Genomic DNA, 26,833 nt, shown 5'->3' on the forward strand with positions numbered 1-26,833 from the left:
TCAGTTCTCGTCCTGGTTGCTCAGGCCACGAATCGTGGCGATGAAGTCCTCGTCGTCCTCGATGCCACCGAGCGTCTCCGAGAGCTCGCCGCGGAGGTCCCCGATGCGCGACGTGAGTTTCTCGTACTCCTCGCTCTCGGCGAGTTCCGCACGGCTCTTGGTCGCCTCCAGGGTCGCCTGCTTCTCGACCAGCGAGTAGTACTCCTGGAGGAGGCTGTCGTACTCCGAGCGTTCGAGGAGGTTCGTCACGGTGTCTTCGAGCTGGTCGCTCTTGATCGGCTTCGAGAGGTACGCGTCGAAGCCCATCTCCAGGATGTCGAAGTCCGGCTCGACGGCGGTCACCATCGCTACGCGACAGTCGAGTTCCTCGTCCCGGATGTGTGCGAGCACCTCGTCCCCGGAGAGACCGGGCATCATCCGGTCGAGCAGCACCACGTCGACGTCGCTGTTCAGTTCTTCCAGCCCCTCGTCTCCGTTTTCTGCCACGCGGACGTCGTAGTCGTCCGCCAGCCAGAGACGGTACGTGTCGGCGACGTCGGGCTCGTCCTCGACGATGAGCACGACGGGTGGTTGCGCGTCTGACATCTCTCTCCCCGGCATTTCTCATTCAACACACATAGCCCTGTGGGTCGCTGGAAACCGCACACCGGGAGAGACCGACATCCACAAGGCTGGTCCGACCTGTAGCTGAGCCATGATACAGAATCTGGCGGCTGGGCAACAGGGGTTCACCAGCAACGTCTTCCTCGTCGCCGGCGAGCGGACCGTCCTCGTCGACGTCGGCAACCAGTTCGACGTCGTGGCTGCCACCCGCGAGTACGTCGACGACATCGACGCGGTGGTGCTGACGCACACCCACCCCGACCACGTCGGGAACCTCGCCGCCGTCGTCGACGCGTTCGACGTGGACGTCTGGGGGTTCGACACCGATGCCGACGGCGTCGACCACGCCATCGCCGACGGCGAGACCGTGCTGCTCGGCGACGACGAGTACGAGGCGCTGCACACGCCCGGTCACAAGGACGACCACCTCTGCTTCTACTCGCGGAGCAACCAGACGCTGTTCGCCGGCGACCTCGTCTTCGCCAACGGCGGATTCGGCCGGACCGACCTGGAGGAGGGTGACCGGGGGCTGCTCGTCGAGAGCGTCGGCCGCGTCCTCGACACCGTCGACGAGGAACTGCAGGCGATGCACACCGGACACGGGCCGAGCGTGACTGCCAACCCCCACACCGACATCGAACTGGCGCTGCAGGCGGCCCGGATGCGGGCCTGAGACGGGTCGGTGGTCAGGCGTCGGCGACGGAGAGCACCCGGTCGTAGGCCTCGCTGTAGGCGTCGGCGACGTCCGCCGGCGAGTCGCGCTCGCTCCCCCGCAGGGGCGGGAGGTCGCACTCCTCGACGGGGTCGACGAGGTCCACGACGTCACCGACGCGCTCCTCCAGCGTGCCCTCGTTGGGACTGCGCGATGCCACCTGGCAGGCGCGCACGAACCGCTCACCACGGTAGACGCGGAGGCGCAACGGGTCGACGACGGCGACGGCGTCGGGGTCGATGGTCTGCAGCGGGCGCGCGATGTGGCTGTAGGACTCAACGACGGCGTGTCCCGTCGTGGCGACGTCCTCCGCCAGCGATTCCAGCGCCGGGAGGTGGTGCTGCTCCATCGCGTCGTTGAGTTCCGGCACCGACTCCACGGTGATGGCGTCCGACAGCGGCAGGGCCTCCATGACGGCGTCCGGGACGTCGACGGTTCCGTTGACGACGTAGCGCTCGCCCGCACGGTCGACGACGAACTCCCTGTCTTCCTGTCCGAGCAACCCACTCCCCCCGCCCGGCGAGGGTTTCCAGAGCCGGTGGACCGGGTTGATGTCCTCCGGGGCGAGCTGGCCGGGGCTGGCCTTCGCGAGCGTCCGGGCGTCCTTGCCGAACAGCCGGCCCTTGCCGGTGGCGTAGCGGAAATCGTCGTGGTCGAACCAGTAGTCGTTGCCGGCCCGCGGTTTGAACCCGACGGCTCCGGTCTGTGCGACCAGCCCCGCCGAGAACGTGGTCTTGCCCGCGTCGACGCGCTGTGCGCCGGCGACGAGCACGTTCATTTCGCGAGTCCGTAGTAGCCGGGTTCGTCGTCCGCGGCCGGCTCCGCGAAGACGAACTCCTCGGTGTGGGTCATCATCCACGGTATCGCCCAGTCCAGCAGGACGTTCTCCGTCTCGACGTCCAGTTCCACGTCGGGGTCCAGCCCCTGGAGCAGGCGGGCGACCTCGTAGATGGTGTAGAGCTTCTCGTCGTCCAGCACCTCGTCGGGTTCGCGAAAGGAGAGCGGCCGCAGGTCCTCGAATTCGTCTCTTGAAACGGGCATGCCCCCCGGTAGCGGGGAGACCGGCCTAAACACTCCGGTTTCGCTTCACGTGGGCACATATTTGAGTCCGAAGCGCGAAGACAGCCCAATGGAGGCGCTGGACATCGACGGGAGAGCCGTCGTCGACGCCATCGACCAGCCGGCCTTCGTCGTGGACGGGAGTGACCGCGTCCTCGTCTGCAACGAGGAGTGCCGCGCGCTGGCCGGCGACGACGTCTCCGGGACCTCCCTCGGGGACGCGCTGGCGGACTATCCCGACCTCCTGGCGGAGGTGTCCGCGAGCGACCCCGGCCTCGTAACCGTCGAGACCAGCGCCGGCACGCGCCACTTCGACGTCCAGAAGTCGGACCTTCGCGACGAGCGGGGGCGTCGCCTTGGGGACCTCGTTCTGTGTCACGACGTCACGGAGCAACAGCGCCAGCGACGCGAACTCGAACGCCAGAACGAACAGCTCGACAGGTTCGCCAGCCTCGTCTCCCACGACCTCCGGAACCCGCTCGACGTCGCCATCGGGCGGACGACGGTGCTCGGCGAACTCGTCGACTCCGAGGAGGCACGGGAACACGTTGCCGAACTCGAAGCGGCCCACACGCGGATGCGGGAGATAATCCACGACGTGCTCACGCTGGCCCAGGAGGGCCGGAACATCGACGAGACGTCGGCTGTCGACCTCGCCGCCGTCGCCGAAGCCGCCTGGTCACACGTCGACACCGCCGGCGCGTCGCTGTCTGTCCGGGCGGATGCGACCGTCCGCGCCGACCCGGCCCGGCTCGAACAGGTGTTCGAGAACCTGTTTCGAAACAGCGCGGAACACGCCGCCACGAGCGGTCGGGGACAGCCCGACGGGGACCCAGACCGACCCGGGAGCGTGACGGTGACCGTCGGCGAACTGGCGGGTGGCGACGGGTTCTACGTCGCGGACGACGGGAGGGGCGTCCCGGACGACGTCGCCAACAGCGTCTTCGAGGCCGGGGTCTCCGGCGACGGGTGCGGTACGGGGCTGGGACTCGCTATCGTCCGGTCCATCGCTGCCGCTCACGGCTGGGAGAGTGAGGTCACCACAGCGGAGGCGGGCGGTGCGAGGTTCGAGTTCCGTGGCGTGGAACTCGCGACCGACGGCACCCGTCCCGAACAGTAGGCGCGCGCCGGTCGACACCGCGACTCCACTCACACGAATGCGCGGATGCGGGACCGCCGGGGTCCCGGCACCTCGTGCTACTGCGACCATCGCATAAACTCCGCAGGTTCGTTCTGACCGTTCAGCAGTCGCGACGGCGGGTAAGAGTCGCCTACGAACGGAATTGAACGGTCCCGCTCTGGCGGTCCGGGCCACGACCGGAGTCCGTCCGGCTTAAGAGCCGGGGCGGCGGACCCTCTGTATGGACGTCATCCACGTCTGTCTGAACGTCTCGGACGCCGACGAAATCGCACAGTGGTACAGGGACGAACTCGGCTTCGAGGACTCCTGGGAGTTCACCAGCGAAGACGGCGAGACCCGCAACGTCTACGTCGCCGACGGCAACGGCTTCGAGCTCCAGCTCTCGGACACCGAGGGCGAGGACGACTTCGAGAACGGCACGGCATGGGACCACCTCGCCGTGAAGGTCGACGACGTCGACGCAGCCTTCGAGGAGATCGACAACCACGGCGTCGTCTCGGAGCCGGCCGACCAGCCGGCCGCGGGCGCGCGGACCGCGTTCATCGAGGACCCGGACGGGCACGTGGTCGAACTGGTCGAACCGCAGGACTGAGCGAAACCGCAGGACGGGAAAAAGCAGAATAGAACGACGACGTGCTCAGGCGAGCGCGTCGCGGACCTTCTCGATTGGGTGGGGTGGCCGCTCACCGCCGCTCTCGTAGCGGTCGCCGAGTTGCGTCCGACAGGACGCGCCGGGCGCGACGACCTGGTCGCCCGGACTCTCGTCGACCTGTTCGAAGAGGATGGAGCCGATGGCCTTCGAGAGGTCGTAGTGTTCCTCCTCGTAGCCGAAGCTGCCGGCCATGCCACAGCACCCGGAGTCGAGCGCGTCCACCTGGTAGCCCGCCTGCTGGAGCAGTGCGGCGGCGTGGTGGTCGCGGTTGATGGCCTTCTGGTTGCAGTGGCCGTGGTAGGTCAGGAACTCGCCGGTGTCGGCGAAGGTGAGTTCGTCGTACACGCGGTGGGTGTGCAGGTACTCGCTGACGCCGTAGGCGTTGGCCCCGACGCGTTCTGCGGCCTTGCCGTCGAGCAGGTCGAGGTACTCGTCCTGGAGCATCACGGCGTCGGATGGCTCGACGAACACGACCGAGTAGCCGTCCTCGATGTACGGTAGCAGCACCTGGACGTTGCGCTTCGCGCGGTCGTGGGCCCTGTCGAGTTTGCCCATCGAGAACGCCGCGCGGCCGGTCGGCACCGCGTCCTCGGGAATCTCGACGTGGATGCCGGCGGCTTCCAGCACCTCGACGGCCGCCTTCCCGGGCTCGGGGTAGCTGTAGTTCGTGTAGGTGTCCGGGAACAGGACGACCTTGTCCTCGGCCGACTCCGCCGAGACCGTCGTGCGGCGGTCGTCGAACCAGTCTTCGAGCGTCGTGCTGGCGAAGTGGGGCAGCGAGCGCTCGGGGGCGATGCCCAGTTTCTCCGCGATGGCGTCGGAGCCGGGGAGTTCCTGCGCCCAGTTGGAGACGGGTGCGAGCATGCTGCCGACCCGCGAGACCAGGTCGATGTTGGCGAACAGCCGCGAGCGCAGGCTGGTACCCTCCTCCTGGTGGTACTTGTGCTTGACCTCGGCCTTGAGTTTCGCCATGTCGACGCCGGTGGGGCAGTCGGACTTGCAGCCCTTGCAGCCGACACACAGGTCGAGCACCTCCTCCTGGAAGCGGTCGGAGTAGATTTCCTCCTCGGGGAGTTCGCCGCTGATGGCCGCCCGGAGCATGTTCGCGCGGCCGCGGGTGGCCTGAATCTCCTCACGCGAGGCGCGGAAGGTCGGACACATCGTGTCCGAACCGTGCTGCCGGCAGGTGCCACAGCCGTTGCACAGTTCCACGAGGTGCGAGAAGCCGCCCTCGTCGTCGAAGTCGAGCGTCGTCTGGGGCTCCAGCGACTGGTAGTCGGCCCCGTAGCGCAGGTTCTCGCGGTTGTCGGCACCGACGCCGCGGTCGTTGTCGGGCCCGATGTCCTCGGGGCTCTCGCGATAGACGACGTTACCCGGGTGCATGTCCCACTCGGGGTCGAAGGTCGTCTTTATCTCCTTGAACGCTCCCCAGAGGTCCTCGCCGTACATCTTGGGGTTGAACTCCGTCCGCGCCATCCCGTCGCCGTGCTCGCCGGAGAACGCGCCGTGGTGGTCCAGCACGAGGTCGGTCACGTCCTCGGTGATGGAGTGCATCTTCTCGATGTCGTTCTCCGTCTTGAGGTTGAGGATGGGTCGGATGTGCAGCGTTCCGCTGCCGGCGTGTGCGAAGTAGGCGGCGGAGGTGTCGTGGTCCTCCAGGACCTCCTCGAACTCCATGACGTACTCGGCCAGTTCCTCCGGCGGCACCGTCGCGTCCTCGATGAACGGGTACGGCTTGGGGTCGCCCTCCAGGCTCATCAGGAGCGGAATCGCGGCCTTCCGGAGCTTCCACATGTCGGCCTGATCCTCCTCGGTGTAGGCCTCGAGCACGTCGAAGGCGTCGCCGTTGTCGACGAAGTAGTCGTTCGTCTCGGCGATGGCCGCCTCGAAGTCGTCGTGGAGTTCGGAGTCGTACTCCAGCATGAGCGCCGCAGCCGCGCCGTCGGGAATCGGTTCCGCGTACTCGGCGTAGCCGTCGGACTCCAGCGCCAGGCGGAACACCTCGTCGTCCATCAACTCGACTGCACTCACGTCGAACTCCAGGGCCTCCGGAACGGCCTCCATCGCGTCCACGAGGTCGTCGAAGCAGTACAGCGCGAGCGCCGTCTTCTCGGGGACGGTCACGAGGCCGACGGTGGCCTCGACCATGACGCCGAGAGTACCCTCCGAACCGACGTAGAGTTTCGCGAGGTTGATGACCTCCTCGCCCTCGTCGTTCTCGTAGACGACGCGGTCGAGGTTGTAGCCGCTGACGCGGCGTTTGAGTTCGGGGTAGCGCGCCTCGATTTCCTCCTCGTTTTCCTCGACGAGTGCGCGGACCGTCTCGTAGATTTCCGCCTCGCGGTCGTCCTTGGAGACGATGTCCTCGTACTCGTCGCTGTCGAGGACGACCGGCCGCGCGTGCAGCATCGACCCGTCCGAGAGGACCGCCTTGACCTCCTCGGTGTAGGCGTCGGTGATACCGTAGCGCACCGAGTGTGCGCCGGTGGAGTTGTTCCCGATGCCGCCGCCGACCGTCGAGCGGTTCGACGATGCCGGGTCCGGCGCGAACTTCAGACCGTGCTCGGCCAGGCGGTCGTCGAGGTCGTCCTGGACGAGACCCGGCTGGATTCTGGCGCGCTGGGCGTCCGGGTCGACGTCGAGCAGTCCGTCCATGTGCCGCGACATGTCCAGAACGACGCAGCCTGGACCGACGGTCTGTCCACCCAGCGAGGAGCCGGCACCCCGCGGCATGAGCGGGACTTCGTGGGCCGTCGCCACTTCCACCGCGTTCTGCACGTCCTCGACGTCTTTCGGATACACGACGCCGGCCGGCCGTGCCTGGTAGATGCTCCCGTCGGTCGCGTAGAGAATCTGTGCGTACTCGTCGAAGCGCACGTCGCCGTCGACTGCGCCCCGAAGGTCCGACGCGAGGTCGACGTACTCCGCGACGGTCGCGCCCGGGTCGCGAGCGTGGTCTCCTGGTGTCCCCGGTGGGTCTGCCGGTCGAATCGGTGTGTCACCTTCTTGTATGCCCATGCGTGGCAATCTGAGCCGGGTGATTAAAAGCCCTCTTTCTTGTCTCCCGAGTGCGATTTGCGGCAGGGCTCTGTCGCTGTCGCTCCGTGGCCAGTCTCGAAAAAATGTCGATGGTCGTGAACTCGTCGCTTACTCGAAGTGCTCGACCGACTTCTGGTACTCCGCTTCGGCCTTGTCCCAGTCGACGACCTCGAAGAACGCCTCGATGAAGTCGCCGCGGGCCGGTCCGTAGTCGTAGTAGTAGGAGTGTTCCCAGACGTCCAGCGCGAGGACGGGGTGCGAGCCCCAGAGTGCGCCCTGGTCGTGCTTGTCGACCGGCACGTTGCGGAGCTGCTTGGCGACCGGGTCGTAGACGAGCAGCGCCCAGCCACCGGCGGCCGAGGCTGCTGCCTCGAACTCGCCCTTCCAGCCTTCGTAGGAACCGAAGTCCTCCTCGATGCGGTCGCGGAGGTCACCTTCGGGTTCGCCGCCGCCGTTGGGGTCCATGTTCTCCCAGAACAGCGTGTGGAGATAGTGCCCACAGCCGTTGTGGGTGACGTTGCCCATCGCGCCGGCGCTGGAGCCGAAGTCGCCGCTCTCGCGGTTCTCCGCCAGTGTCTCCTCGGCCGCTTCGAGGCCGTTTACGTAGCCCTGGTGGTGCGTGTCGTGGTGCCAGGTCAGGACCTGCTCGGAGATGTGCGGTTCGAGGGCGTCGTAGTCGTACGGGAGCGGTGGTAGTTCGGGTTCTGAATGTTCAGGCATATGAATATCCCTCCGACCTGTATGACGGCTGGCACGCTGTTAAAGGTTGAGGAAGGGGACACCTGTGAGCCAGCCCACACCCGAATGGTCCGCTAGCTGTCAGTCGTCGCCAGCACGTTCCGCGGCTCGCGTCGCTCACCGCTCCACAACGAGGGCCGACTCCCTCGCGTCGCTCAGTCGTCGCCCCTCGCTGTCTCGAACATTTCGATAGCCTCCTCGCGGCGCTCGCTGTGATCGACGATGGGGGCGGGATAGTCCGGCGCGTGCATGTTGCGGGTTCCGATGTCGAGTTCGTGCCACGAGTGAATCGTCTCGGCTGGCACCCCCTCCAGTTCCGGGACGTATCGCCTGATGTACTCGGCGTCGGGGTCGAAGCGTTCGCCCTGTGTCATCGGGTTGAAGATGCGGAAGTACGGCTGGGCGTCGGTCCCCGTCGACGCCGCCCACTGCCAGCCGCCGTTGTCGTTTGCGGTGTCGTGGTCGACCAGTTTCTCGCGGAACCAGTCGTAGCCCGCCCGCCAGTCGACGAGCAGGTCCTTCGTCAGGAACGAGGCGACTATCATGCGGACGCGGTTGTGCATGTACGCCTCCTCGCGGAGCTGTCGCATCCCGGCGTCGACGATGGGATAACCCGTCTCGCCGTCCTTCCAGGCCTGCAACCCTTCGGGGTCGTCGTTCCACCGAATCGGGTGCTCGTACTCCTTGTAGTTCTGCGTGACCACCCCAGGCTTGTCCCACAGCACCTGCGTGTAGAACTCTCGCCAGGCGAGCTGGTCCTGGAACTCGAAGACGGACTCGCGCTCGTCCTCGCCGTCAGCGTCGAGTTTCGCGGCCTCGGTCTCCTCGTAGACCTCGCGGATGCCGATTGTCCCGTACTTCAGATGCGGCGAGAGGTGGCTCGTGCAATCGTCGGCGGGGTAGTCCCGGCGCTCGCCGTAGCGGTAGATGTCGCCGCCGCAGAAGTCGGTCAGCAGGCCGCGTGCGACCTCGGTTCCCGCGGGTGGAACGTCCGCTTCGGGGTCGTCGAAGCCCAGGTCGGCCAGCGTCGGCAGCGAGTCGCCGGAGACGTCGGCCAGGTCGTCGGCGGCCGGTGGCTCTGTCGGGTCCGCTTTCGGCCGGTCGTGCCACTTCTTCGAGAAGTAGGTGAACACCTTGTACGGGTCGCCGGCGTTCGTCGTAATCGACCCGGGTTCGTGGTGGACGGCGTCGTGGACGGCCACCCGGTCGACGCCGGCGTCGGCGAGCGCTTGCCTGACCGCTGTGTCGCGCTCGCGGGCCAGCCCCGAGTAGTCCTTGCCCCAGGTCACGAGGTCGGCGTCGAAATCGTCGGCCAGGTCGGGAATGACGGACACGGGGTCGCCGTGAGCGACTACCAGGTCGCTGCCGCGCTCGCGGTACGACTCCCGGAGCGACCGGAGCGCGTCGAGCATGAACGCGACGCGGGGCGGTGCCCCGTTGTCGAGGACGTCCCCGTCGAAGACGAAGACCGGAACCGTCTCGTCGTCGACGGCTGCCAGCGCGAGGTTGTCCGCGACCCGGAGGTCCCTGCGGTGCCAGTGGAGGCGCATACTCGAAGGTGGGCCGGGGCGCACTTCAACGAGGCGGGCAACCAGGTTGGGACCGACCCAGTTTTCACGCGCCGTCCCGCATGCGCTGGTAATGGACGACGACATTCGCGAGCAGGCCGAACAGGCCGCGGAGGTGAACGCGCTGTTCAACGCGCTGAAACACGACAGCGACGCCCAGGTGGGTGCCATCATGGGCCCGCTGATGGGCGAGAACCCCGCGTTCCGCGAGTACGGCGACGAGATAGCGGGCGTCATCGCCCCCGTCGTCGAACGGGTCAACGGCATGGACGCCGCCGAGAAACGCGAGCGCCTGGGAGAACTCGCTCCCGAGAAGGTCGAGGAACTCGACGCGGAGGACGAGGAGGACGAACACGACCTGCCCGACCTGCCCAACGCCGACGAGTACGACGAGATTCGCATGCGCGTCGCGCCCAACCCCAACGGCCCCTGGCACATCGGTCACGCGCGGATGCCGGCCGTCATCGGGACCTACAAGGAGCGGTACGACGGGTGGATGCTCTGCCGGTTCGACGACACCGACCCCGAGACCAAGCGCCCGGACCTGGACGCCTACGACGCCATCCTCGACGCCATCGACTACCTCGGCTTCGAACCGGACGAGGTCATCCGGGCCAGCGACCGCGTGGAGACCTACTACGAACACGCCCGGAACCTCATCGACGCTGGCGGGGCCTACACCTGCTCCTGTCCCGGCGACGAGTTCTCCGACCTGAAAAACAACGCCGAAGCCTGCCCCCACCGCGACAAGGACGCCGAGACGGTCCACGAGGAGTTCGACGCGATGGTCGCCGGCGAGTACGACGCCGGCGAGATGGTGCTGCGCGTCAAGACCGACATCACGCACAAGAACCCCGCGCTGCGGGACTGGGTGGCGTTCCGGATGATAGACACGCCCCACCCGCGCGAGGCGGCCAGCGAGTACCGCTGCTGGCCGATGCTCGACTTCCAGAGCGGGGTCGACGACCACCTCACCGGCGTCACGCACATCATCCGCGGCATCGACCTGCAGGACTCGGCGAAGCGCCAGCGGTTCGTCTACGACTACTTCGACTGGGAGTACCCCGAGGTCATGCACTGGGGGAAGGTCCAGGTCGAGGGGTACGACGTGGCGATGAGCACCTCCACGATACTGGAGAAAATCGAGGCCGGCGAACTCGACGGCTGGGACGACCCGCGCGCACCGACCATCGCGAGCCTCCGCCGGCGGGGCATCCGCGGCGAGGCCATCGTCCAGTCGATGGTCGAACTCGGCACCTCGACGTCGAACGTCGACCTCGCGCTCTCGTCTATCTACTCGCACAACCGCGACCTGGTGGACGAGGAGACCGACCGCGCGTTCCTGGTGCGCGACGACCCCGACCACGGCGGCGGAGTCGTCGAGCGCCAGGTCCTGGGCGGGCCCGACACCGCGGAGGTGCCGGTCCACCCCGAGCACGAGGACCGCGGCGTCCGCGAGATACCGGTCGAGGGCGGCGTCCTGCTGGAGGGCGACGACCTGCCGAACCACGGCGAGCGCGTCTGGCTGAAGGGCTTCGGCTGCGTGCAGGAGACCCGCGACACGCTCCAGTACGTCGACGCGGACCTCGACGTGACGCGCGAGGAGGGGGTCCCAATCGTCCACTGGGTGCCCGCCGGCGACAACGTCCGGACGCGCCTGCGGACCATGGACGGCGACGTGTCCGGGTACGCCGAACCCGGTGTGAGCGAGTACGACGTCGACGACCTGCTGCAGTTCGAGCGCGTCTGCTTCGCGCGCATCGACAGTGACCCCGACGGTGAGATGGTCGCGTACTTCGCGCACCCCTGACGACTTCTCGGTCTTAGGCCGGCCGAAAACTACCCCACGGCGACTACCTTCGGTCCAAGCTTTAAGTACGCGCCCGGAGTTGCCCCTAGGTAGCATGGCAATCGACCCAGAGTTCGAGGAGACCTACGAGGAAGTCGACCGGCACGAGGGCCACCGCGTCTGGACGCCGGACGGCGACGACCCCACGACAGAGAAACAGGGCATCCACGGCACCCACGTGGCCGTCGACTTCGACATCTGTCTGGCTGACGGCGCCTGTCTCGAGGACTGTCCCGTCGACGTCTTCGAGTGGGTCGACACCCCCGGTCACCCCGAGAGCGAGATTAAAGCTGACCCAGCGCACGAGGACCAGTGCATCGACTGCATGCTCTGTGTCGACGTCTGCCCCGTCGACGCCATCGACGTCGACCCCAGCCGCGCCGGCCGCATCTGACCGCACTTTCTCGCCCCTGGCTATCCAGTTTCTGGTATCAATCCCACGGATAATGCGGTAATCCGCGGTAGCAGACGAAACAATTAGGTGAACCTGGATGTGGTACTCACACACGGTTAGTGATATCAATGCGAAGCGTCGTACTGACGAAGGGAGTTCCGGACTTTCGGGAAGGACAGGTGTCGTTCGACGAGGACGGTCACCTCGAGCGTGGGAAGACGCCCACCGTGATGAACCCGAACGACAAACACGCACTCCGTGCGGCACTCCAGACCAAAGTCAGACAGGGCGGCAACGTATCGTTGATGAGCATGGGTCCACCCGGCTACGCCGAAATCCTCCAGGAGGGGATGAAAGACGTCTACGCCGACGACCTCTACCTGCTATCGGACCGCGAAATGGGCGCGGCCGACACCTGGGCGACGGCAATGACCGTGGCGACAGGCCTCGAAGAGATGGAGGAAAACCCCGACCTGCTATTTGCGGGCTTCAAGACGGCAGACGGTGAGACGGGCCACACCGGCCCACAGACCGAGTGGTGTCTCAACATCAACGACGAGATGCCCGACTACCCCCTCATCACCCACGTCATCGCCATGGACGTCGACCAGGAGGAGGGCGTCGTGCGCACCAAACGCCTCGTCGAAGGCGACATCTCCGAAATCGAGACGGTGGAGACAGAACTGCCGGCGTTCATCGTGGTCGACCCCGAGTTCGAACCCACATACAGGAAGGCCGACCACCGCCTGCGCCACAAGGACTTCCGCGCGGAAACCCAGGAGCGCGCCGCGGAGTTCGGCGAGTACCTGGCGGACGGCTCGGACAAAGAGATGACCGACTGGGACCGCTTCACCATGTGGAACCACGCGGACTTGAACCTCGACCCCGACTTCATCGGCCTGTCGGGGTCGCCGACCATCGTCTCGGGTGTCGACCCGATTCCGAAAGCCCCCTCCGAGCGCGAAGCCCAGCACATCCAACCCGACGACGACGAGGGGATGAGCGACGTGCTCGAAGAAATGCAACCGTTCGTGGCGGGTGATTAAATGCCAGAGATCGACCCAACAGAACACGACATTGCGGACCTCGGCCCGCAGATCAAAGACATCGACGACGCACAGGAACTCGAAGAGATGCTGGCGATGGAGAAAGGCGGCGAGGCACGCGCGCCCGTCGTCACGCTCCTCGAAGACCGCCTCGAAAAGCTCACCGGTGACGACGAGGAGCCAGACGACCCCAGCGAGGTCGACCTCACCGAGTTGACCATCGCCGACATCGCCAACATGGTCCGGGACGTCGACGACGTCGACGTCCTCGAGGACATGCTCGAGCGGGAGAAAGACGGCGACGACCGGAAAGGCGCCATCTCCCAGATCGAGGACCGCATCGAATCCATCGAAGGCACGGACGACGAGGACGAAGAAGAAGTCGAGTACGTCCCGCCGGAGGAGAAACACCCCGACCTCGACCACCCCACTGCGGACAAGCAGTACGTCGAGGGGACGGTCGACGGCGAGTACCGCGACATGTGGGTGTACTGCGAGACCCAGCAGGGCGAACTCATCGACGTCTCCAAAGAGATGCTGGGGAAAGCCCGCGAGCTGATGGACCAGTACGAGGAGGACTACGGGGACGACGAGAAGGTCATCGCGGTGCTCATCGGCGACGGCGTCGAAGACCTCGCGGAGGAGGCCATCGCCTACGGCGCGGACCGCGTCGTCTACCACGACGACGAGCGCCTCGGCCGGTTCCAGCACACGCCGTACACGGAGATATTCTGCCACATGTGCCGTGACTGGGACGAGGAGTGGCGCGACTACCACGAGCCGCGCTACACCATCTTCCCCGCGACGAACAACGGGCGTGACCTCTCCGCGCTCGTGCAGGGCGAACTCGACTCCGGGCTGGCGTCGGACTGTTCGGACCTGTACATCGAGAACGCGATGATTTCGAACCCGGAGAAGACGGGCAAGCCCGGCTCCTCGAAAGAGTTCGAGCGGGTGTTGCACATGCCGCGGCCGGACTTCTCCGGCTTCGAGTACTCGACCATCCTGTGCATCGACAAGCCACACCGGGACTTCCACCCGCAAGGCGCCTCGGTCATCCCGGGGACGTTCGACCTGCCCGAACCCGATGCGAGTCGCGAAGGCGAAATCGTCGAGCACGACCTGGAGATGCCCGACGACTGGTTCCAGGTCCGCGTCGAGGACTACGACCAACTCGACGAGGGCGTCGACCTCACCGGCCACGAGGTCATCGTGGCGATGGGTCGGGGTATCGGCGACGACCCGACGAAGGGCATCGAACTGGGGCTGGACCTCGTCGACGAGTTCGAGGACGCCGACCTCGGACTCACCAGGGGCGTGATTACCGCCTCCTACCAGTTCGACGGGCACGTCGAGCAGTACATCTCCGAGGAACGGCAGATTGGCGAGTCGGGCCAGGAGGTCGAACCGGACCTCTACATCGCGGCCGGTGTCTCGGGCGCAGTCCAGCACAAGGTCGGGATGGACGAGTCCGATACGATTGTCGCGATAAACACGGAGCCGGACGCGGACATCCGGGACTTCTCGGACTACTACATCCAGGGCGACCTCTTCGAGGTGTTGCCGACGTTCATCGAGGCGCTCAAAGAGGGAGAGTTGGCGGAGGCAGTGGCGGAGGTAAGTGATGACTGAGACAGACACAGACCACGAACATTACGAGGCATTGGTCGTCGGGTGCGGACCCGGCGGTGCGGCAGCAGCAGCGACGCTCGCTCGGCAGGGCGTGGAAACGCTCGTCTTGGAGCGTGGCGTGGACGCCGGGTCGAAGAACGTCTCGGGCGGTCTCATCTACGCGGAAGAGTCGTCGCCGTATACGATAGACGACCTGTTCCCTGGGTTCCGGGAGGAAGCGGCCGAACGGCCGGTGTCGGATACGTACATCCACAACATTTCCGGACGGAAGGTGAAGACGTTCGACCTCGAAGACGTTCACCACCACGACATGGACTGGTGCGACGCGGTGTTGCGCCGGAAGATGGACTCGTGGCTGGCCGAGCGCGTCCACGAGATGACCCGGGAGACCGGCGGCGGTCTGCTGACGGGCGTCCGCGTCAACGGCCTGTTGCGCGAGGGTGGCGAGATTGTCGGTGTCACCTGCGACGAGCTGGACCCGATTACCGCGGACGTCATCATCGCTGCCGACGGTGTCAACTCCGAGTTGGCCCGCGACGCGGGGCTGATGGACTGGGAGGAGCCCGAGGAGTGGTTCCAGGGCGTGAAGGCAGTGGTGGAGATGGACCCGGAGGACATCAACGAGCGCTTCGGGATTCCGGAAGACGACGGCGAAGCGCACCTGTTTTCGGGTGACCTCTTCGAGGGGGTCCGCGGCGGCGGGTTCCTGTACACGAACGAGGATTCGCTGTCCATCGGGACGGTGTTCCACCTGGACTCCATCGCGGAGAGCCGGGCGGAACCGCACGAACTGCTGGACAGCCTGCTGACGCACCCGCTGATGGACCAGTGGTTCCAGGGCGAGTACGAGGAACGCGAGTACGCGGCGAAACTCGTGCCGGACTCGAAGAAAGTCGCGCATCCGTCACCGCATCGCGGCCGCCTGCTGCTGGTCGGCGACGCCGCCGGGCAGATGCAGGCCCAGGGTCCCATCATCAAGGGGATGAACCACGCCGTGACGGCTGGTGGGCTGGCGGCCGAAGCGTTCCAGGAAGCCAAAGCACGCGGGAATCCGACGAACGCTGGCGACCTCTACGAGCAGAAGCTCAACAGCGAGGGCGTCATGGACAAACTGCGGCCGACCCGCTACGAGATGACGCGGTCGCTCTCGGAGAGCGAGTGGGTCACCAACCTGGGTAACGCGGTGTTGAACTCGCCCATCGGCAAGATGGGGCTGAAAGCGTTCGACGGGCTCATCGAACAGTCGTTCAACTCGCCGTTCGTGCTGGGGATGATTCCGGACACGAAGATGTCCTACGTCGACATCCCCACCCGAATCGGTGAAGTACTGGGGACGCGCGTCAGCGGCGACAACGAGGTGGAACCGCCGGAGCTGGACGACCGCATCGGCGACCTGACCTACGACGTCGACGAGCCGCACATCATCCTGCAGGACAACAGCTTCGAAGCCAGCGGGACTGCCGTGACGGCCTGTCCCGTGAGCGCGAAGGACTTCGGGGGCGGGTGTTACCGCGAGGAGACGATCAAGACCAACGGCGGCGAGGAGAAAGTCGTCAGTCTGGACACCCAGCCCTGCGTCGAGTGCGGGACGTGTGCGGTCGTCGCCGACACGAAGTGGGAGCACCCACCAGGTGGCAAAGGCGTCGAGTACAAACAGGGATAGGACACCATGAACGCACGAGCCCGCTTCACCGAGCGAATCTGGCGGTTGTCCGAGCGGGCCGAGCGTGAAGTCCAGGCGTTCGAACCGCCCGCGGACCCGCCGGACGAACAGCAGGCGATGGACTACCTCCGCGAGGGGGCAGGCCCCGCCATCTCGCTGTTCGTCGAGGCCCGGACCGGCCAGCACAACGTCCAGTTCCAGCCCGACGCCTACAGGGCGCTGGAGCAGTCGATGAACGACTGGCTGGAACTGTACGCGGCCTGCTACGGCGTCGACATGGACGCGGAGTACGCGCTCCGGAAGGCGGCCCAGCTGCTCATCGACACGGAGAACATCAAAGACGTCGCCGTCGTCCTGACGAGCGTCCCGTAGGGCGTCCGAGCGCTCTTTTGACCGACGCTGGTCCCCCAGACACGTCACTGCGTAATGACAAACGGTTAAGTGCCGAGGCGCGGTACCGAATCGCATGGAACTGACTGACAAACTCGAATTCGACCACACCGACAGGGAGGACATCTACGAGTACGTCGAGTCCCACGGTGCGACGCGACCGGAGAAACTCCGCACGTCGCTGAACATGGGGGAGCGGGCCTTCGGTCACCACACGGCTATCCTGAAACGGGACCAGGTGCTCGAAGCGGTCGACGGGAAGCTCCGCATCGCCTTCGATTCCGGGGCCGAGGAGGAGTTCGAGGCCGACGACGTCGAATTCACCATCCGGCAGGCCCGGGAGGAGGACCTGACCGGGCTGGTCGGGGCCATCCGGCAGGCAATCGGCGGCGGGAAGTACATCAACGCGGAGACGGTCGCCGACATCGTCGACACGGAGGGAGTCCTGCTGCGACACAACGAACTCGAATCCCGGATATTCTTTGTCGCCTGCGTCGACGGCGACGTGGTCGGCTGGGTTCACCTGAAGCATCCCGAGATAGAGAAACTGAGCCACACGGCCGAACTCACCGTCGGCGTGCTCGAGGCCTACCGCGGCCACGGCATCGGGAGTCACCTGCTCGAACGCGGCCTGGAGTGGGCGGCCTCGAAGGGGTACGAGAAGATATACAACTCCCTTCCGGCCACCAACGAGGCTGCCATCGAGTTCCTCACGTCCCGCGGGTGGGACGAGGAGGCCCGCCGCGAGGACCACTACAAACTCGACGGCCAGTACGTGGACGAGGTCATGATGGAGAAGGACCTGTAGCTCGACGTACCTTTATCACCGCGTCGCCCGTCGGTTCTAGCACATGTCCTACGATTCGATTCTCGTGCCGACCGACGGGAGCGAGCACGCAACGCGTGCGACGGAACACGCTCTCTCGCTGGCGTCCACGTTCGGGGCCGACGTCCACGCCCTCGGCGTCGTGGACATCGCGAGGCTCGCGGGACCGTTCGACGCGGGCGGTATCGACCAGGGATTCATCGACAGGTTCCGCGAGGAGGCCGAGAACGACATCAAACACGTCGAGAACCAGTGGTCCCAGCCAGACCGATACCACGGCGAGGTCAGGGAAGGCCCGCCCTCCGCGGAGATTCTGAACTACGTCGCCGAGGAAGACATCGACCTCGTCGCAATGGGAACCCACGGACGGACCGGCATCGAGCGGTTCGTCCTGGGCAGCGTCACCGAACACGTCCTCCGTGCCTCGCCAGTGCCGGTGCTGGCGACCCGTGCCGTGGAGGACGAACCGCCGACGCTCCCCTACCGGAAGGTCATGGTTCCGACCGACGGCAGCGAGTGCGCCGACGGCGCGGTCGACCACGCCCTCTCTATCGCGGACGCGACCGGGGCGACCGTCCACGTGGTCTACGTCGTGGACACGAACGTGTACGCCGTCGCACCGGGGGTCGAGACGCCGTCGGACTACATCGAACACCTGGAAGTGGACGGCGAGGCAGTCGTCGAGGACGTCGCAGAGCAGGCCCGCACTGCCGACGTCGAGGTGGAAACGGCCGTCGTCGAGGGACGGCCGAGCGCGGGTATCACGTCCTACGCCGACGAGAACGACGTGGACGTGGTCGTCATGGGGACGCACGGCCGGTCGGGACTGGAACGGTTCCTGCTGGGAAGTACCACGGAACGGGTCATCAGGGGGAGCGACCTGCCGGTCATCGCCGTGCCACAGCCGGACGTCGACGAGTGAGCGGTGGGGGTCCTACGGGCGGTTGCTCGCCCCGTCCGGGAGTTCGTCTCCGGCGGTGTCCATCGGGTCGGCGACGATGCCGTCCGTGCGCGACTGGACGCGCGCGTGGCCGGCGCAGACGAACCTGTTCTCGGTCCAGGGGATGTGGAGTTCGAACGTCGCCTCCCGGTCGCAGTCCTCCTCGGCACACTCCATGTTGGGCCGTTCGACGGCCGGACTTACAGCATTGTTGGTGAGGGAGTCAAAACAGCGTCACCCAGACCAGGGCGAGGAGGACGGAGAAGGCGAGCAGCGCCTGGACGAACGCCGACGCGAAGAAGCCGACCACGTACGCCCCGGCAGCGGTGGCACTGCCGCGCACGTCGCGGTGCTTGCGGTACTCCAGGGCGAAGACGACGGCCGCGCTCCCGACTACCATCCCGATCGGTCCGGTGACGAAGAGCAGGGCCAGACCGACGAGTCCGGCGAGGGCCGTCGTGAGGAGGGACGCGCCGCCCACTTTCGCCGCGACGGCGCCGGCGAACCAGTCCGCGGCCACCGCGAGGAGGCTGACCGCAATCAGCACCACCAGCACCGCCGTCCCGGGGCTGGTGAAGCCCGACCCCCACCAGTAGAGGCCGATGCCGGCGAGTGAGACGGCCCCCGTCGGGAACCCCGGCAGGAACGCGGAGACGACGGCGAAGGCCAGGACCACGAACGCGAGCACCGTGACGAGGTCGGCCGTCGCGACGGCCAGCGCGGGCAGGGCTGTCATTCGAACCGCTCCAGTTCGGCACGCGCGACGTCGTCTCCGTAGGCGGCGACCAGCGGCCGCACGGCGTCGGGGAGCGCGCGCTTGCACTCCGCCGTCGAGTGGAAGTCGAGCATCGCCGCGACCGCGGGCCAGGGTCGTTGCTGGAGCGCCTTGCAGACGAGCAGTCGCTCCTGGTCCGGGTCCAGCGCGTCGAGGTTCGCCGGGTCGACCAGGTGCCGGAGTGCGAGGCGACGGACCGGCCGCGGCGCGGTGTCGAGGATTGCCAGCCCGGAGGTGACGCCGGCGGCGACGCGGGACTCCCACGCCGAGAGGTCGAGGGGGACGGTCCCCGCGACGGAGCGGAGTGTCCCGCGGACGACGTCGGGATCGACGTCCGCGAGCGCATCGCCGAGTGCGTCGGGGAGTCGGCGGACGAACCACCCGGTATGTCGCCGGTGGAGCGCCTCGCCGGCCGGGGTCAGCGGGTCGAGCATCACCGCGGAGTGCTCGCCGCTCGTGTCGTTGCGGGTCGTCGAGAGGTGGACCGTCGAAAAGCCGTTGTCGGTCCAGAACGAGAGCAGGTCGGGCGTCGCGCCGTAGCCCACGCCGAGCCAGTCGACGTCCTCGCGCACCTCTGCGCGGACGTCGTCGAGCAACCGTGAGCCCAGCCCCCGCGAGCGCGCGGCGTGGTGGGTGGTGATGCGGAGGACGCGGTACCCGACCGGCACGCCGGCCGCCTCGTCGCGCAACTGGCTGGTCAGCACGTCCGGAATCATGTTGCCGCGGACGCGCTCGCCCTCGTACATCCGGCCGCGCAGGTCCGCTGGCAGACCGCCCTCGCGGGCGAGCAGCGCGACCGAGACGACGTGCCCGTCGTGGGTGAGCGCGCGCACTGTCACGTTCGGCGCGTCGAGCAGCCGCGCGAGGTCGTCGGGCTCCGTCCGGTAGTGCGCCAGCACGAGCAGTCCGAACACCTCCCGCAGCAGGTTCTCGTCGCCGGTGAGGTCCGCTGCGGAGAACCGGCGATACTCGACGGTCCCGGGCGTCGCGTCCGCGACCAGCGGGTCCGCGGCCGGGCCTGCGCCGAGACAGAGCGCGCGAAAGGACCAGACCTCGACCGGGTCGCCCGGCGCGTAGCGGATGGGGTCGGCCAGCGACACCTCCGTCAGGTCGTGGTCGCTGCCGGCCAGACGGTCGCGGAAGCGCACGGAGAAGCCGCGGCCGGCACCCTCGTAGCCGTGGATAGTGGTCGTGAAGGCGACGCTCTCGGCCGCGAGGTACCGCTCCAGCAACCGCACGGGGAGTGCGGCCGCCTCGTCGACGACGACGCAATCGGGGTCGCCGGGTAGCTCGGCAGCTTCGGTCGGGGCGGCGAAGCGGACCCGTCCCGTCTCGGTCTCGACGCGACGGGGCGTCTCGGGGTCGTCGCGCCCGGCGAGTTCGCCGAGGTCGGTCAGCAGGTCGACGGCGCGGGCGAACACCGCGGCGGCGCTGCGGTACTGCGGTGCGGTGACGAGGACGTCCGCGCCCTCCAGCGCCAGCGACGCGGCGGCGAGGCCGGCGGCGCTGGACTTCCCGCGGCCGCGGTCGGCCTCCGCGACGAGTGCGGTTCCCCCGCTTCGCAGCGTCTCGAAGGCCGCCACTGCGTCGGCCTGGTCCTGAGTCAGGCAGGCGTCGTAGGCCGCCGCGGGGAAGGCGTGGTCGGCGGGCGGCGTCGGTGCGGGTCGGGGCCGCCGCGGCGGTGCGTCGAGGATGCCGTCTTTCTCGACAGTCCCCGTCTCGGCGTCGACGATGGCGACGCCGCGGTGGGCGCGGAGCGTGTCGACGAGTCGCCGCCGGAAGTTGCCGGCGACGTCGCCCTGCTCGAACGGCGGCACCGCGAGCGTCTCGTCGAACCCGTCCCGGCGGTCCGGCCAGGTTTCCAGCGGGGGCGCGAGGAGGACGAGCAGGCCGCCCCCGTCGACGGCACCGACCGCCCGCCCGATGGCGTTCGGCCGGCAGGCGTCGTGACAGTCGAGGACGACCGCCTGCTGGGTCGTCCCGAGCAGGCGACCGGTCTCGGTGGGTGCGAGGCGGCGGCAGGGCGGGTCCCCGGCAGTGCCGACGTACCACGCGTCAGCGGGGTCGACGCCGGCGGCAGAGAGGGAAGCAGCCGCTCGCTCCCGTCCGTCGTCGGCGTCCCCGGCCAGGACGAGGAGGCGGCGCTCGTCTGCCCGGCGGGCGTCCGCCCGGAGTCGCGCGGCGTAGTCCATACCAGTGTTCCGTCGTGCAGGCAATTGACGGCTGTGGTCCCCCCTGTTCAGACAGAAAGTTCTTATATTTCATCTTCGACAGTCGGTCCAGACGTGCCCTCCAGAAAACGGACTGTCAGGGTCGCATTGCTCGTTGCAATCGTGGTGCTCGCCGCGCCGACGGCCATCGACTTTCTGACACAGGAGGGAACGACCGCCGCGGCGCCCGACGCCGTCGACACACCGGAGGTCACCGTCAACTCGACAGCCACGCTCGACCGGCCGAAGGGACACGTCGCCTACGTCGTCGACGCGCAGGGCCCCGGACAGCTGACGATTCTCAACCGCACCACCGGCGAGGTCGTCTACCGGACGACGGAGTACAACCTCTACCACGACGTCGACCCCTCGCCCGCGGGGCGGTACACCGTCCAGTACGTCGCCAGCATCATCCTCGGCAACGAGCAGTGCCCCGACGACATCGAGGGGCTCTGTACCCGCAACGTCGTCGACCGACTGAACTACTCCACGGGCGAGCGCGAGCGCCTGTACGCCCGGACGCTGAACTACAACGGCTCGTCGAACACGCACGACGTGGACCGCGTCGACGAGGACCGCTTTCTCATCGGGGACATCCAGTTCGACCGGGTCTACACCGTCGACGTCGGCACGGGCGAGATAGACTGGGTGTGGAACGCCGCCGCGGAGTTCGACCGCTCGACCGGCGGGAAGAAGGGCGACTGGACGCACCTCAACGACGTCGAAATCGTCGAGGAGGGCCTGTACATGGTGAACCTTCGCAACCAGGACCAGGTCGTCTTCGTCGACCGCGAGGAGGGCATGCTGGAGAACATGACCCTCGGCGCGGAGGACGACTACGACATCCTCTACGAGCAGCACAACCCCGACTACATCCCGGAGGAACGCGGCGGACCGGCAATCCTCGTCGCTGACAGCGAGAACAGCCGCATCGTCGAGTACCAGCGCCGCAACGGCACCTGGAACCGGTCCTGGACCTGGGCCGACGAGACCATCCAGTGGCCCCGCGACGCCGACCGGCTGCCGAACAACAACACGCTCATCACCGACACGCACGGCACGCGCCTCGTCGAGGTCACGCCCAACGGGAGCATCGTCTGGGAGCACACCGTCCCCCGCGGGGTCTACGAGGCCGAACTGCTCTGGACGGGCGACGAGAGCCGGTCGGGCCGCTCGATGGCCGCAATCCAGGGAGTGACCAACGTCAGCAACGCCACCGACTACGGCGGCGTGAGCGACTCGCTCGAACGGGACTTCCGGGAACTGTTCCCGTCGCTCGTGTTGAACGGGTTCCTCTACGTCCTGCCGACGTGGATTTCGCCACTCGCCGGCGCGATGTTACTGCTCGCGACGGTCCTGGCGGCACTGTGGCTCCTCGGCGAGGTCGGCCGGTACGGCTACCTGCGATTCCGGTGAGGGCGGGCATGCGTCCGGTTGCCACGGGATAGCGGCTTCGAAACTGCTTTAGGGGGCAGATTACTCAGTAGGGAGTACAGCCTGCGCGGGGTTGATGACGCTCCCAGCCTCGATTAGGACTCTCAAGCGACCGCGGACGTGCCGCGGAGGGCGGGGGAGTGCGAGCCCACGTGCAGGAGGTGACCAATCATGCCAGTGTACGTTGATTTCGACGTCCCGGCAGATCTCGAAGACGACGCCCTCGAGGCGCTCGAGATCGCACGGGACACAGGTACGGTAAAGAAAGGTACGAACGAGACGACGAAGGCAGTCGAGCGAGGCAACGCACGCCTCGTCTACGTCGCCGAGGACGTCCAGCCGGAGGAGGTCGTCATGCACCTCCCCGAACTGGCCGACGAGAAGGACATCCCCTACGTCTTCGTCGGCACGCAGGACGACGTCGGCCACGCCGCCGGCCTCGAAGTCGGCAGCGCCGCCGCGGCCATCACCGACCCGGGCGAGGCCGAGGCCGACGTCCAGGACATCGCCGACAAGGTCGAGGAACTCCGCTGAGGTGACCAAGGATGAGCGCAGAGGAGTCTGAGGAAGGCGGCGGTTCCACACCCGCGGAGGTCATCGAACTCGTGGGCCGAACGGGGATGCACGGCGAGGCCATGCAGGTCAAGTGCCGCATCCGCGAGGGCGAGAACAAGGGTCGCATCATCACCCGCAACGTTCTCGGCCCGGTCCGCGAGGGCGACGTCCTCCAGCTGCGTGAGACAGCCCGCGAAGCGGACACTATCGGAGGTCAATAATGCCCCAAACGCGCGAGTGTGACTTCTGTGGGGCCGACATCGAACCCGGCACGGGAACGATGTTCGTCCACACGGACGGCACGACGATACACTACTGTTCAGCCAAGTGCGAGAAAAACGCCGACCTCGGGCGCGAGGCCCGTGACCTCGAGTGGGCCGGCGAGGAGACCCCCGAGGCCACGGCAGAATCGGAGGACGAAGCGGAAGAAGAACCAGCGGCCGAAGCCGAGGAGCCCGAAACCGTCGCGGACGACGAGTCCGAGGACGAAGAAGCGGAGTCCGACAACGAGACTGAGGCGGCCGACGACGAGGCCGAAGACGAAGAAGCGGAGTCCGACGACGAGGCCGAGGAAGACGACGAGGAGACGGAGGCCGAGGCATGAGCGAGGACCTCGAACGGACCTTCGTGATGGTCAAGCCCGACGGCGTCCAGCGCGGCCTCGTCGGCGACGTCATCTCTCGGTTCGAGGACCGCGGGCTGAAGCTCGTCGGCGCGAAGTTCATGCAGATCGACCAGGACCTCGCAGAGGACCACTACGGTGAACACGAGGACAAGCCCTTCTTCGAGGACCTCGTCGACTTCATCACCGCCGGTCCGGTCATGGCGATGGTCTGGGAGGGGCAGGACGCGGTGAGTCAGGTCCGCACCATGATGGGTGAGACCGACCCCGCCGAGTCCGCGCCCGGGACCATCCGCGGCGACTTCGGGCTGGACCTCGGTCGGAACGTCATCCACGGCTCCGACGACGAGGACCCCGGCGCGAACGAGCGCGAGATAGAGCTGTTCTTCGACGACGAGGAACTCGTCGAGTGGGAACGCATCGACGAGACCTGGCTGTACGAGTAATCGCGCCCCGTTTTCGTCGTTCTCGACTGCACAGCGACGGCTATCAAATGTCGAACTCGCGGCCGCTGCGCTCCGCGATGTCGAACTCGTAGGGCGTGAGGTCCGTCCGGCCCGTCGAGTCGGCCCAGGAGATCGGGTTGGGGACCGACTGCGTGTTCCGGGCGAGGGCGGCGAAGGCCTGCTCGGCCTCCCCGTAGGCGCTCTCGACCAGTTCGCCGCGGAGGACGACGCTGCGCCACGTCTGGCCCGGCTCGGTCTCCTCGTACACCGTGACGCTCGCCTTTCGACTCGCCTGGAGGTGGCGGTGCTTGTGGCTCTCTGCCGGTTCGGTCAGTTGCATCACGAGCAGGTCCCTGTCGCTGACGTAGCCGTAACACATCGGGACCTGGTAGGGGTAGGTCTGGCCGGACAGCGCCAGGACGGCGACGCCGTTGCGTTCCAGCACCGTCGCAATCTCCGCGTCGCTGAGGTGGTTCATCGGTCGGCCCTGCCTCGGTGGAGCACCTGGCGGCGATGCGGGGCCGGACACCGGTGTAGCGACCTGGCTTCCATACTACACGTTTCATGTAACCAGCTATGAGGTTTTGTGGTACATTTTCAGCCACCGGGAATGGACACCTGGTTTTAGAGGGTCTTTACGGTCATATCCGGGTATGGCATCCGGGTCGGAGAGCATGTTTATCGAGTGGGACGACGAGCGCTATAGCACCGCCATCGAGCGGTTCGACGAGCAACACCAGCACCTCTTCGGACTCCTGAACGACCTCCACGTGGCGATGGACGAGGGCCGGTCCGAGGAGGAGGTCGGCGACATCCTCCGGGAACTCGAACGCTACACCGAGTACCACTTCGGCGACGAGGAGGAGTTCATGCAGGACTGCGGCTACTCCATGGACTGTGCGGACTGTTTCTACAACCACCGGGAGAAACACGAGGAGTTCGCCGAGAAAGTGAGCGAACTCCGCGAGAAACACGAGGACGGCGAGTACATCACGATGGAGGTGCTGATGTTCGCCCGCGACTGGCTGGACTCCCACATCGCCGGCGGCAACCAGGACCAGAACTACGGCGACTACTACAGGGAGAACATAGACGACGACTACGAGTACGAGCCGGGCAAGCTCAACAAGAACCGCGAGGTCGAGGCAGCCCACCCCGAGGCGCTCCAGGAGGACACGTCGACGGCGGACCTGGAGGCCACCCTCGGGAGCGACATCCTCTCCGGTGGCGCGCTGTCGGTGCCCGAGGGCCCGATGGCCGCCTGGGTCGAGCGGGTCTTCGACAAGTACGGCGACCGGACGGCCGTGCGCCGGCCCGAACTGGAGGCGGGGTACGACCGGACGTTCGACCAGTTCCGGGAGCGCGCCCGGAGCGTCGCCGCCGGCCTGCTGGACGCCGGGCTGGAACCCGGCGACCGGGTCGGCATCCACGCCGACCCCCGCTACGAGTGGTCAGTCGTCGACATGGCCTGTCACATGGCCGGTCTGGTCTCCGTGCCCGTCTCGACGCTGTACGGCAACGAGCGCGCCCGCCACGTCATCGCCGACGCCGGCGTCGACGTCCTCCTCGCGGAGCGGACCCTGCCGGTCGCAGTCGAACAGGCGGTCGAGCGGGTCTTCACCATCGACGACCTGCCGACGGGCGACCGCGCACGGCTCCCCGGGTTCGACCGCGACCCCGACGACGTTGCGACCATCGTCTACAAGCTCGGGACGGACAAGCACCCGCGTGGCTGTGCGCTCACCCACAGGAACCTGCTCGCGGGCGTCGGGATGCTCGACAGCCGGCTGCCGCTGGATGCCGGCGGCACGGGAACCTGCTTCCTGCCGCTGGCGCACATCTACCAGCGCCTGTCCACGTACTACCTCTGGGGGACGGGCAACGCCGTCGCGTACATCAACACCGACGCGTTCAAAGAGCAACTTCAGACCGTCCAGCCGGACGTGCTGGTCGGCGTGCCACAGGCGTACGGGCGGCTCCACGACGCCATCCGCGACCGCATGAGCGAGATGGGCGGCGCGAAGAAGTTCCTCGCTAACGACGTCGCCCGGAGCTACGGGGCGGCGATGAAGCCCGGCGAGAGCGCGTCCTCGCGGCTCTCGATAAAGCACTCCATGGCCGAGCGGACCGTGTTCTCGACGCTGCGCGAGGAGTTCGGCCTGGCGAACGTGGAGTACGCGCTGACCGGGACCGACAGCATCGACGACGACATCGTGGAGTTCTTCTGGGGGTTCGGCCTCCCGCTGACCGAGGTGTACGAGTCCACCGAACTCACCGGACTCGCCACGATGACCGCGCCCGACGACCACCGGACGGACACCGTCGGGACGCCGTTCCCCGGCACCGACGTGGCCCTGGCGGAGGACGGCGAAGTGCTCGTCCGCGGCCCCGGCGTCATGGCCGGCTACTGGAACGACGAGGAGGCGACGGCCTACGCGATTCGCGACGGCTGGTACCACACCGGCGACCTCGGCGAGTTCGACGACGAGGGCTCGCTGCGTATCGTCGGCGCGAAGTAGCCGCTCGACCGTACCCTCTG

Annotated in this window: 27 protein-coding genes; 17 read left to right on the plus strand and 10 right to left on the minus strand. The window is 67.0% G+C overall.

Going from position 1 to position 26,833, the window contains the following annotated elements; genetic code table 11:
- Nucleotides 1–585 (minus strand): response regulator transcription factor, encoded by a 585-nt coding sequence (locus tag WDJ57_RS19320; protein ID WP_338902621.1) that lies wholly within the window; start codon nucleotides 583–585, stop codon nucleotides 1–3.
- A 109-nt stretch (nucleotides 586–694) separates the two neighbouring features.
- On the opposite strand from WDJ57_RS19320, the gene WDJ57_RS19325 reads away from it, so the two are divergent.
- On the plus strand, nucleotides 695–1,276 hold the full coding sequence (locus tag WDJ57_RS19325) for an MBL fold metallo-hydrolase (RefSeq protein ID WP_338902622.1): 582 nt from the start codon (nucleotides 695–697) through the stop codon (nucleotides 1,274–1,276).
- Between the two features lie 13 nt (nucleotides 1,277–1,289).
- On the opposite strand, the gene WDJ57_RS19330 is transcribed toward WDJ57_RS19325, so the two are convergent.
- Nucleotides 1,290–2,093: an ATPase gene (locus WDJ57_RS19330; protein ID WP_338902623.1), complete on the minus strand. Its 804-nt coding sequence runs from the start codon at nucleotides 2,091–2,093 to the stop codon at nucleotides 1,290–1,292.
- On the minus strand, nucleotides 2,090–2,356 hold the full coding sequence (locus WDJ57_RS19335) for a DUF5827 family protein (RefSeq protein WP_338902624.1): 267 nt from the start codon (nucleotides 2,354–2,356) through the stop codon (nucleotides 2,090–2,092). The genes WDJ57_RS19330 and WDJ57_RS19335 overlap by 4 nt, the downstream gene beginning before the upstream one ends.
- An 88-nt stretch (nucleotides 2,357–2,444) precedes the next feature.
- Here WDJ57_RS19335 and WDJ57_RS19340 point away from each other — a divergent pair, with 88 nt between their 5' ends.
- Complete coding sequence (locus WDJ57_RS19340; RefSeq protein WP_338902626.1) at nucleotides 2,445–3,494, plus strand: PAS domain-containing sensor histidine kinase; 1,050 nt, start codon at nucleotides 2,445–2,447, stop codon at nucleotides 3,492–3,494.
- Nucleotides 3,495–3,735: 241 nt separating this feature from the next.
- Nucleotides 3,736–4,107: a VOC family protein gene (locus WDJ57_RS19345; RefSeq protein ID WP_338902627.1), complete on the plus strand. Its 372-nt coding sequence runs from the start codon at nucleotides 3,736–3,738 to the stop codon at nucleotides 4,105–4,107.
- Between the two features lie 45 nt (nucleotides 4,108–4,152).
- On the opposite strand, the gene WDJ57_RS19350 is transcribed toward WDJ57_RS19345, so the two are convergent.
- From WDJ57_RS19350 to WDJ57_RS19360, 3 genes are all read right to left on the minus strand, one after another.
- A complete protein-coding gene (locus WDJ57_RS19350; RefSeq protein WP_338902628.1) occupies nucleotides 4,153–7,185 on the minus strand; it encodes an FAD-binding and (Fe-S)-binding domain-containing protein in 3,033 nt (1,010 codons plus the stop codon).
- Between the two features lie 129 nt (nucleotides 7,186–7,314).
- Nucleotides 7,315–7,926: a superoxide dismutase gene (gene sod / locus WDJ57_RS19355; protein ID WP_338902629.1), complete on the minus strand. Its 612-nt coding sequence runs from the start codon at nucleotides 7,924–7,926 to the stop codon at nucleotides 7,315–7,317.
- Nucleotides 7,927–8,099: 173 nt separating this feature from the next.
- A complete protein-coding gene (locus WDJ57_RS19360; protein WP_338902630.1) occupies nucleotides 8,100–9,494 on the minus strand; it encodes a cryptochrome/photolyase family protein in 1,395 nt (464 codons plus the stop codon).
- Nucleotides 9,495–9,585: 91 nt separating this feature from the next.
- Here WDJ57_RS19360 and WDJ57_RS19365 point away from each other — a divergent pair, with 91 nt between their 5' ends.
- The 8 genes from WDJ57_RS19365 (at nucleotide 9,586) to WDJ57_RS19400 (ending at nucleotide 18,234) form a co-directional block, all read left to right on the plus strand.
- Nucleotides 9,586–11,322, plus strand: a complete 1,737-nt coding sequence (locus WDJ57_RS19365; protein ID WP_338902631.1) for a glutamate--tRNA ligase — start codon at nucleotides 9,586–9,588, stop codon at nucleotides 11,320–11,322.
- Nucleotides 11,323–11,416: 94 nt separating this feature from the next.
- Nucleotides 11,417–11,755, plus strand: a complete 339-nt coding sequence (locus tag WDJ57_RS19370) for a 4Fe-4S dicluster domain-containing protein (protein WP_338902632.1) — start codon at nucleotides 11,417–11,419, stop codon at nucleotides 11,753–11,755.
- 128 nt (nucleotides 11,756–11,883) lie between these two features.
- The gene (locus WDJ57_RS19375) at nucleotides 11,884–12,801 is read left to right on the plus strand and encodes an electron transfer flavoprotein subunit beta/FixA family protein (protein WP_338902633.1); all 918 of its coding nucleotides are present in this window, start codon (nucleotides 11,884–11,886) and stop codon (nucleotides 12,799–12,801) included.
- Nucleotides 12,802–14,433: an electron transfer flavoprotein subunit alpha/FixB family protein gene (locus tag WDJ57_RS19380; protein WP_338902634.1), complete on the plus strand. Its 1,632-nt coding sequence runs from the start codon at nucleotides 12,802–12,804 to the stop codon at nucleotides 14,431–14,433.
- Nucleotides 14,426–16,096 (plus strand): FAD-dependent monooxygenase, encoded by a 1,671-nt coding sequence (locus WDJ57_RS19385; RefSeq protein WP_338902635.1) that lies wholly within the window; start codon nucleotides 14,426–14,428, stop codon nucleotides 16,094–16,096. Before WDJ57_RS19380 ends, WDJ57_RS19385 begins: the two co-directional genes overlap by 8 nt.
- A gap of 6 nt (nucleotides 16,097–16,102) precedes the next feature.
- Entirely contained in the window at nucleotides 16,103–16,468 is a 366-nt protein-coding gene (locus WDJ57_RS19390) for a hypothetical protein (RefSeq protein ID WP_338902636.1), read from the plus strand.
- A 94-nt stretch (nucleotides 16,469–16,562) separates the two neighbouring features.
- Complete coding sequence (locus WDJ57_RS19395) at nucleotides 16,563–17,294, plus strand: GNAT family N-acetyltransferase (RefSeq protein ID WP_338902637.1); 732 nt, start codon at nucleotides 16,563–16,565, stop codon at nucleotides 17,292–17,294.
- Between the two features lie 43 nt (nucleotides 17,295–17,337).
- Entirely contained in the window at nucleotides 17,338–18,234 is an 897-nt protein-coding gene (locus WDJ57_RS19400) for a universal stress protein (protein ID WP_338902639.1), read from the plus strand.
- A 12-nt stretch (nucleotides 18,235–18,246) separates the two neighbouring features.
- On the opposite strand, the gene WDJ57_RS19405 is transcribed toward WDJ57_RS19400, so the two are convergent.
- From WDJ57_RS19405 to tmcA, 3 genes are read right to left on the minus strand one after another with little or no spacing between them, the layout of a single operon-like run.
- Nucleotides 18,247–18,429, minus strand: a complete 183-nt coding sequence (locus WDJ57_RS19405) for a hypothetical protein (protein WP_338902641.1) — start codon at nucleotides 18,427–18,429, stop codon at nucleotides 18,247–18,249.
- 46 nt (nucleotides 18,430–18,475) lie between these two features.
- Nucleotides 18,476–18,988, minus strand: a complete 513-nt coding sequence (locus tag WDJ57_RS19410) for a DUF456 domain-containing protein (protein ID WP_338902643.1) — start codon at nucleotides 18,986–18,988, stop codon at nucleotides 18,476–18,478.
- A complete protein-coding gene (tmcA, locus tag WDJ57_RS19415) occupies nucleotides 18,985–21,219 on the minus strand; it encodes a tRNA(Met) cytidine acetyltransferase TmcA (protein WP_338902644.1) in 2,235 nt (744 codons plus the stop codon). The genes WDJ57_RS19410 and tmcA overlap by 4 nt, the downstream gene beginning before the upstream one ends.
- Before the next feature lie 93 nt (nucleotides 21,220–21,312).
- On the opposite strand from tmcA, the gene WDJ57_RS19420 reads away from it, so the two are divergent.
- The 5 genes from WDJ57_RS19420 (at nucleotide 21,313) to ndk (ending at nucleotide 24,294) form a co-directional block, all read left to right on the plus strand.
- Nucleotides 21,313–22,653 carry an arylsulfotransferase family protein gene (locus WDJ57_RS19420; protein ID WP_338902645.1) on the plus strand — a complete coding sequence of 447 codons (1,341 nt, stop codon included), beginning with the start codon at nucleotides 21,313–21,315 and terminating at the stop codon, nucleotides 22,651–22,653.
- A 189-nt stretch (nucleotides 22,654–22,842) separates the two neighbouring features.
- Nucleotides 22,843–23,205 carry a 50S ribosomal protein L7Ae gene (gene rpl7ae / locus WDJ57_RS19425; RefSeq protein ID WP_338902646.1) on the plus strand — a complete coding sequence of 121 codons (363 nt, stop codon included), beginning with the start codon at nucleotides 22,843–22,845 and terminating at the stop codon, nucleotides 23,203–23,205.
- Nucleotides 23,206–23,216: 11 nt separating this feature from the next.
- Entirely contained in the window at nucleotides 23,217–23,447 is a 231-nt protein-coding gene (locus WDJ57_RS19430; protein WP_338902647.1) for a 30S ribosomal protein S28e, read from the plus strand.
- Entirely contained in the window at nucleotides 23,447–23,830 is a 384-nt protein-coding gene (locus tag WDJ57_RS19435; protein WP_338902648.1) for a 50S ribosomal protein L24e, read from the plus strand. The genes WDJ57_RS19430 and WDJ57_RS19435 overlap by 1 nt, the downstream gene beginning before the upstream one ends.
- The gene (gene ndk, locus WDJ57_RS19440) at nucleotides 23,827–24,294 is read left to right on the plus strand and encodes a nucleoside-diphosphate kinase (RefSeq protein ID WP_338902649.1); all 468 of its coding nucleotides are present in this window, start codon (nucleotides 23,827–23,829) and stop codon (nucleotides 24,292–24,294) included. Before WDJ57_RS19435 ends, ndk begins: the two co-directional genes overlap by 4 nt.
- A gap of 43 nt (nucleotides 24,295–24,337) precedes the next feature.
- On the opposite strand, the gene WDJ57_RS19445 is transcribed toward ndk, so the two are convergent.
- Nucleotides 24,338–24,772: a pyridoxamine 5'-phosphate oxidase family protein gene (locus WDJ57_RS19445; protein ID WP_338902650.1), complete on the minus strand. Its 435-nt coding sequence runs from the start codon at nucleotides 24,770–24,772 to the stop codon at nucleotides 24,338–24,340.
- A 175-nt stretch (nucleotides 24,773–24,947) separates the two neighbouring features.
- Between WDJ57_RS19445 and WDJ57_RS19450 the strand changes: the two genes are divergently transcribed.
- Nucleotides 24,948–26,813 carry a bacteriohemerythrin gene (locus WDJ57_RS19450; RefSeq protein ID WP_338902652.1) on the plus strand — a complete coding sequence of 622 codons (1,866 nt, stop codon included), beginning with the start codon at nucleotides 24,948–24,950 and terminating at the stop codon, nucleotides 26,811–26,813.
- Nucleotides 26,814–26,833 lie beyond the last annotated feature (20 nt).

It is taken from the genome of Salinibaculum sp. SYNS191 (genome assembly GCF_037338445.1).
Lineage (GTDB): Archaea > Halobacteriota > Halobacteria > Halobacteriales > Haloarculaceae > Salinibaculum > Salinibaculum marinum.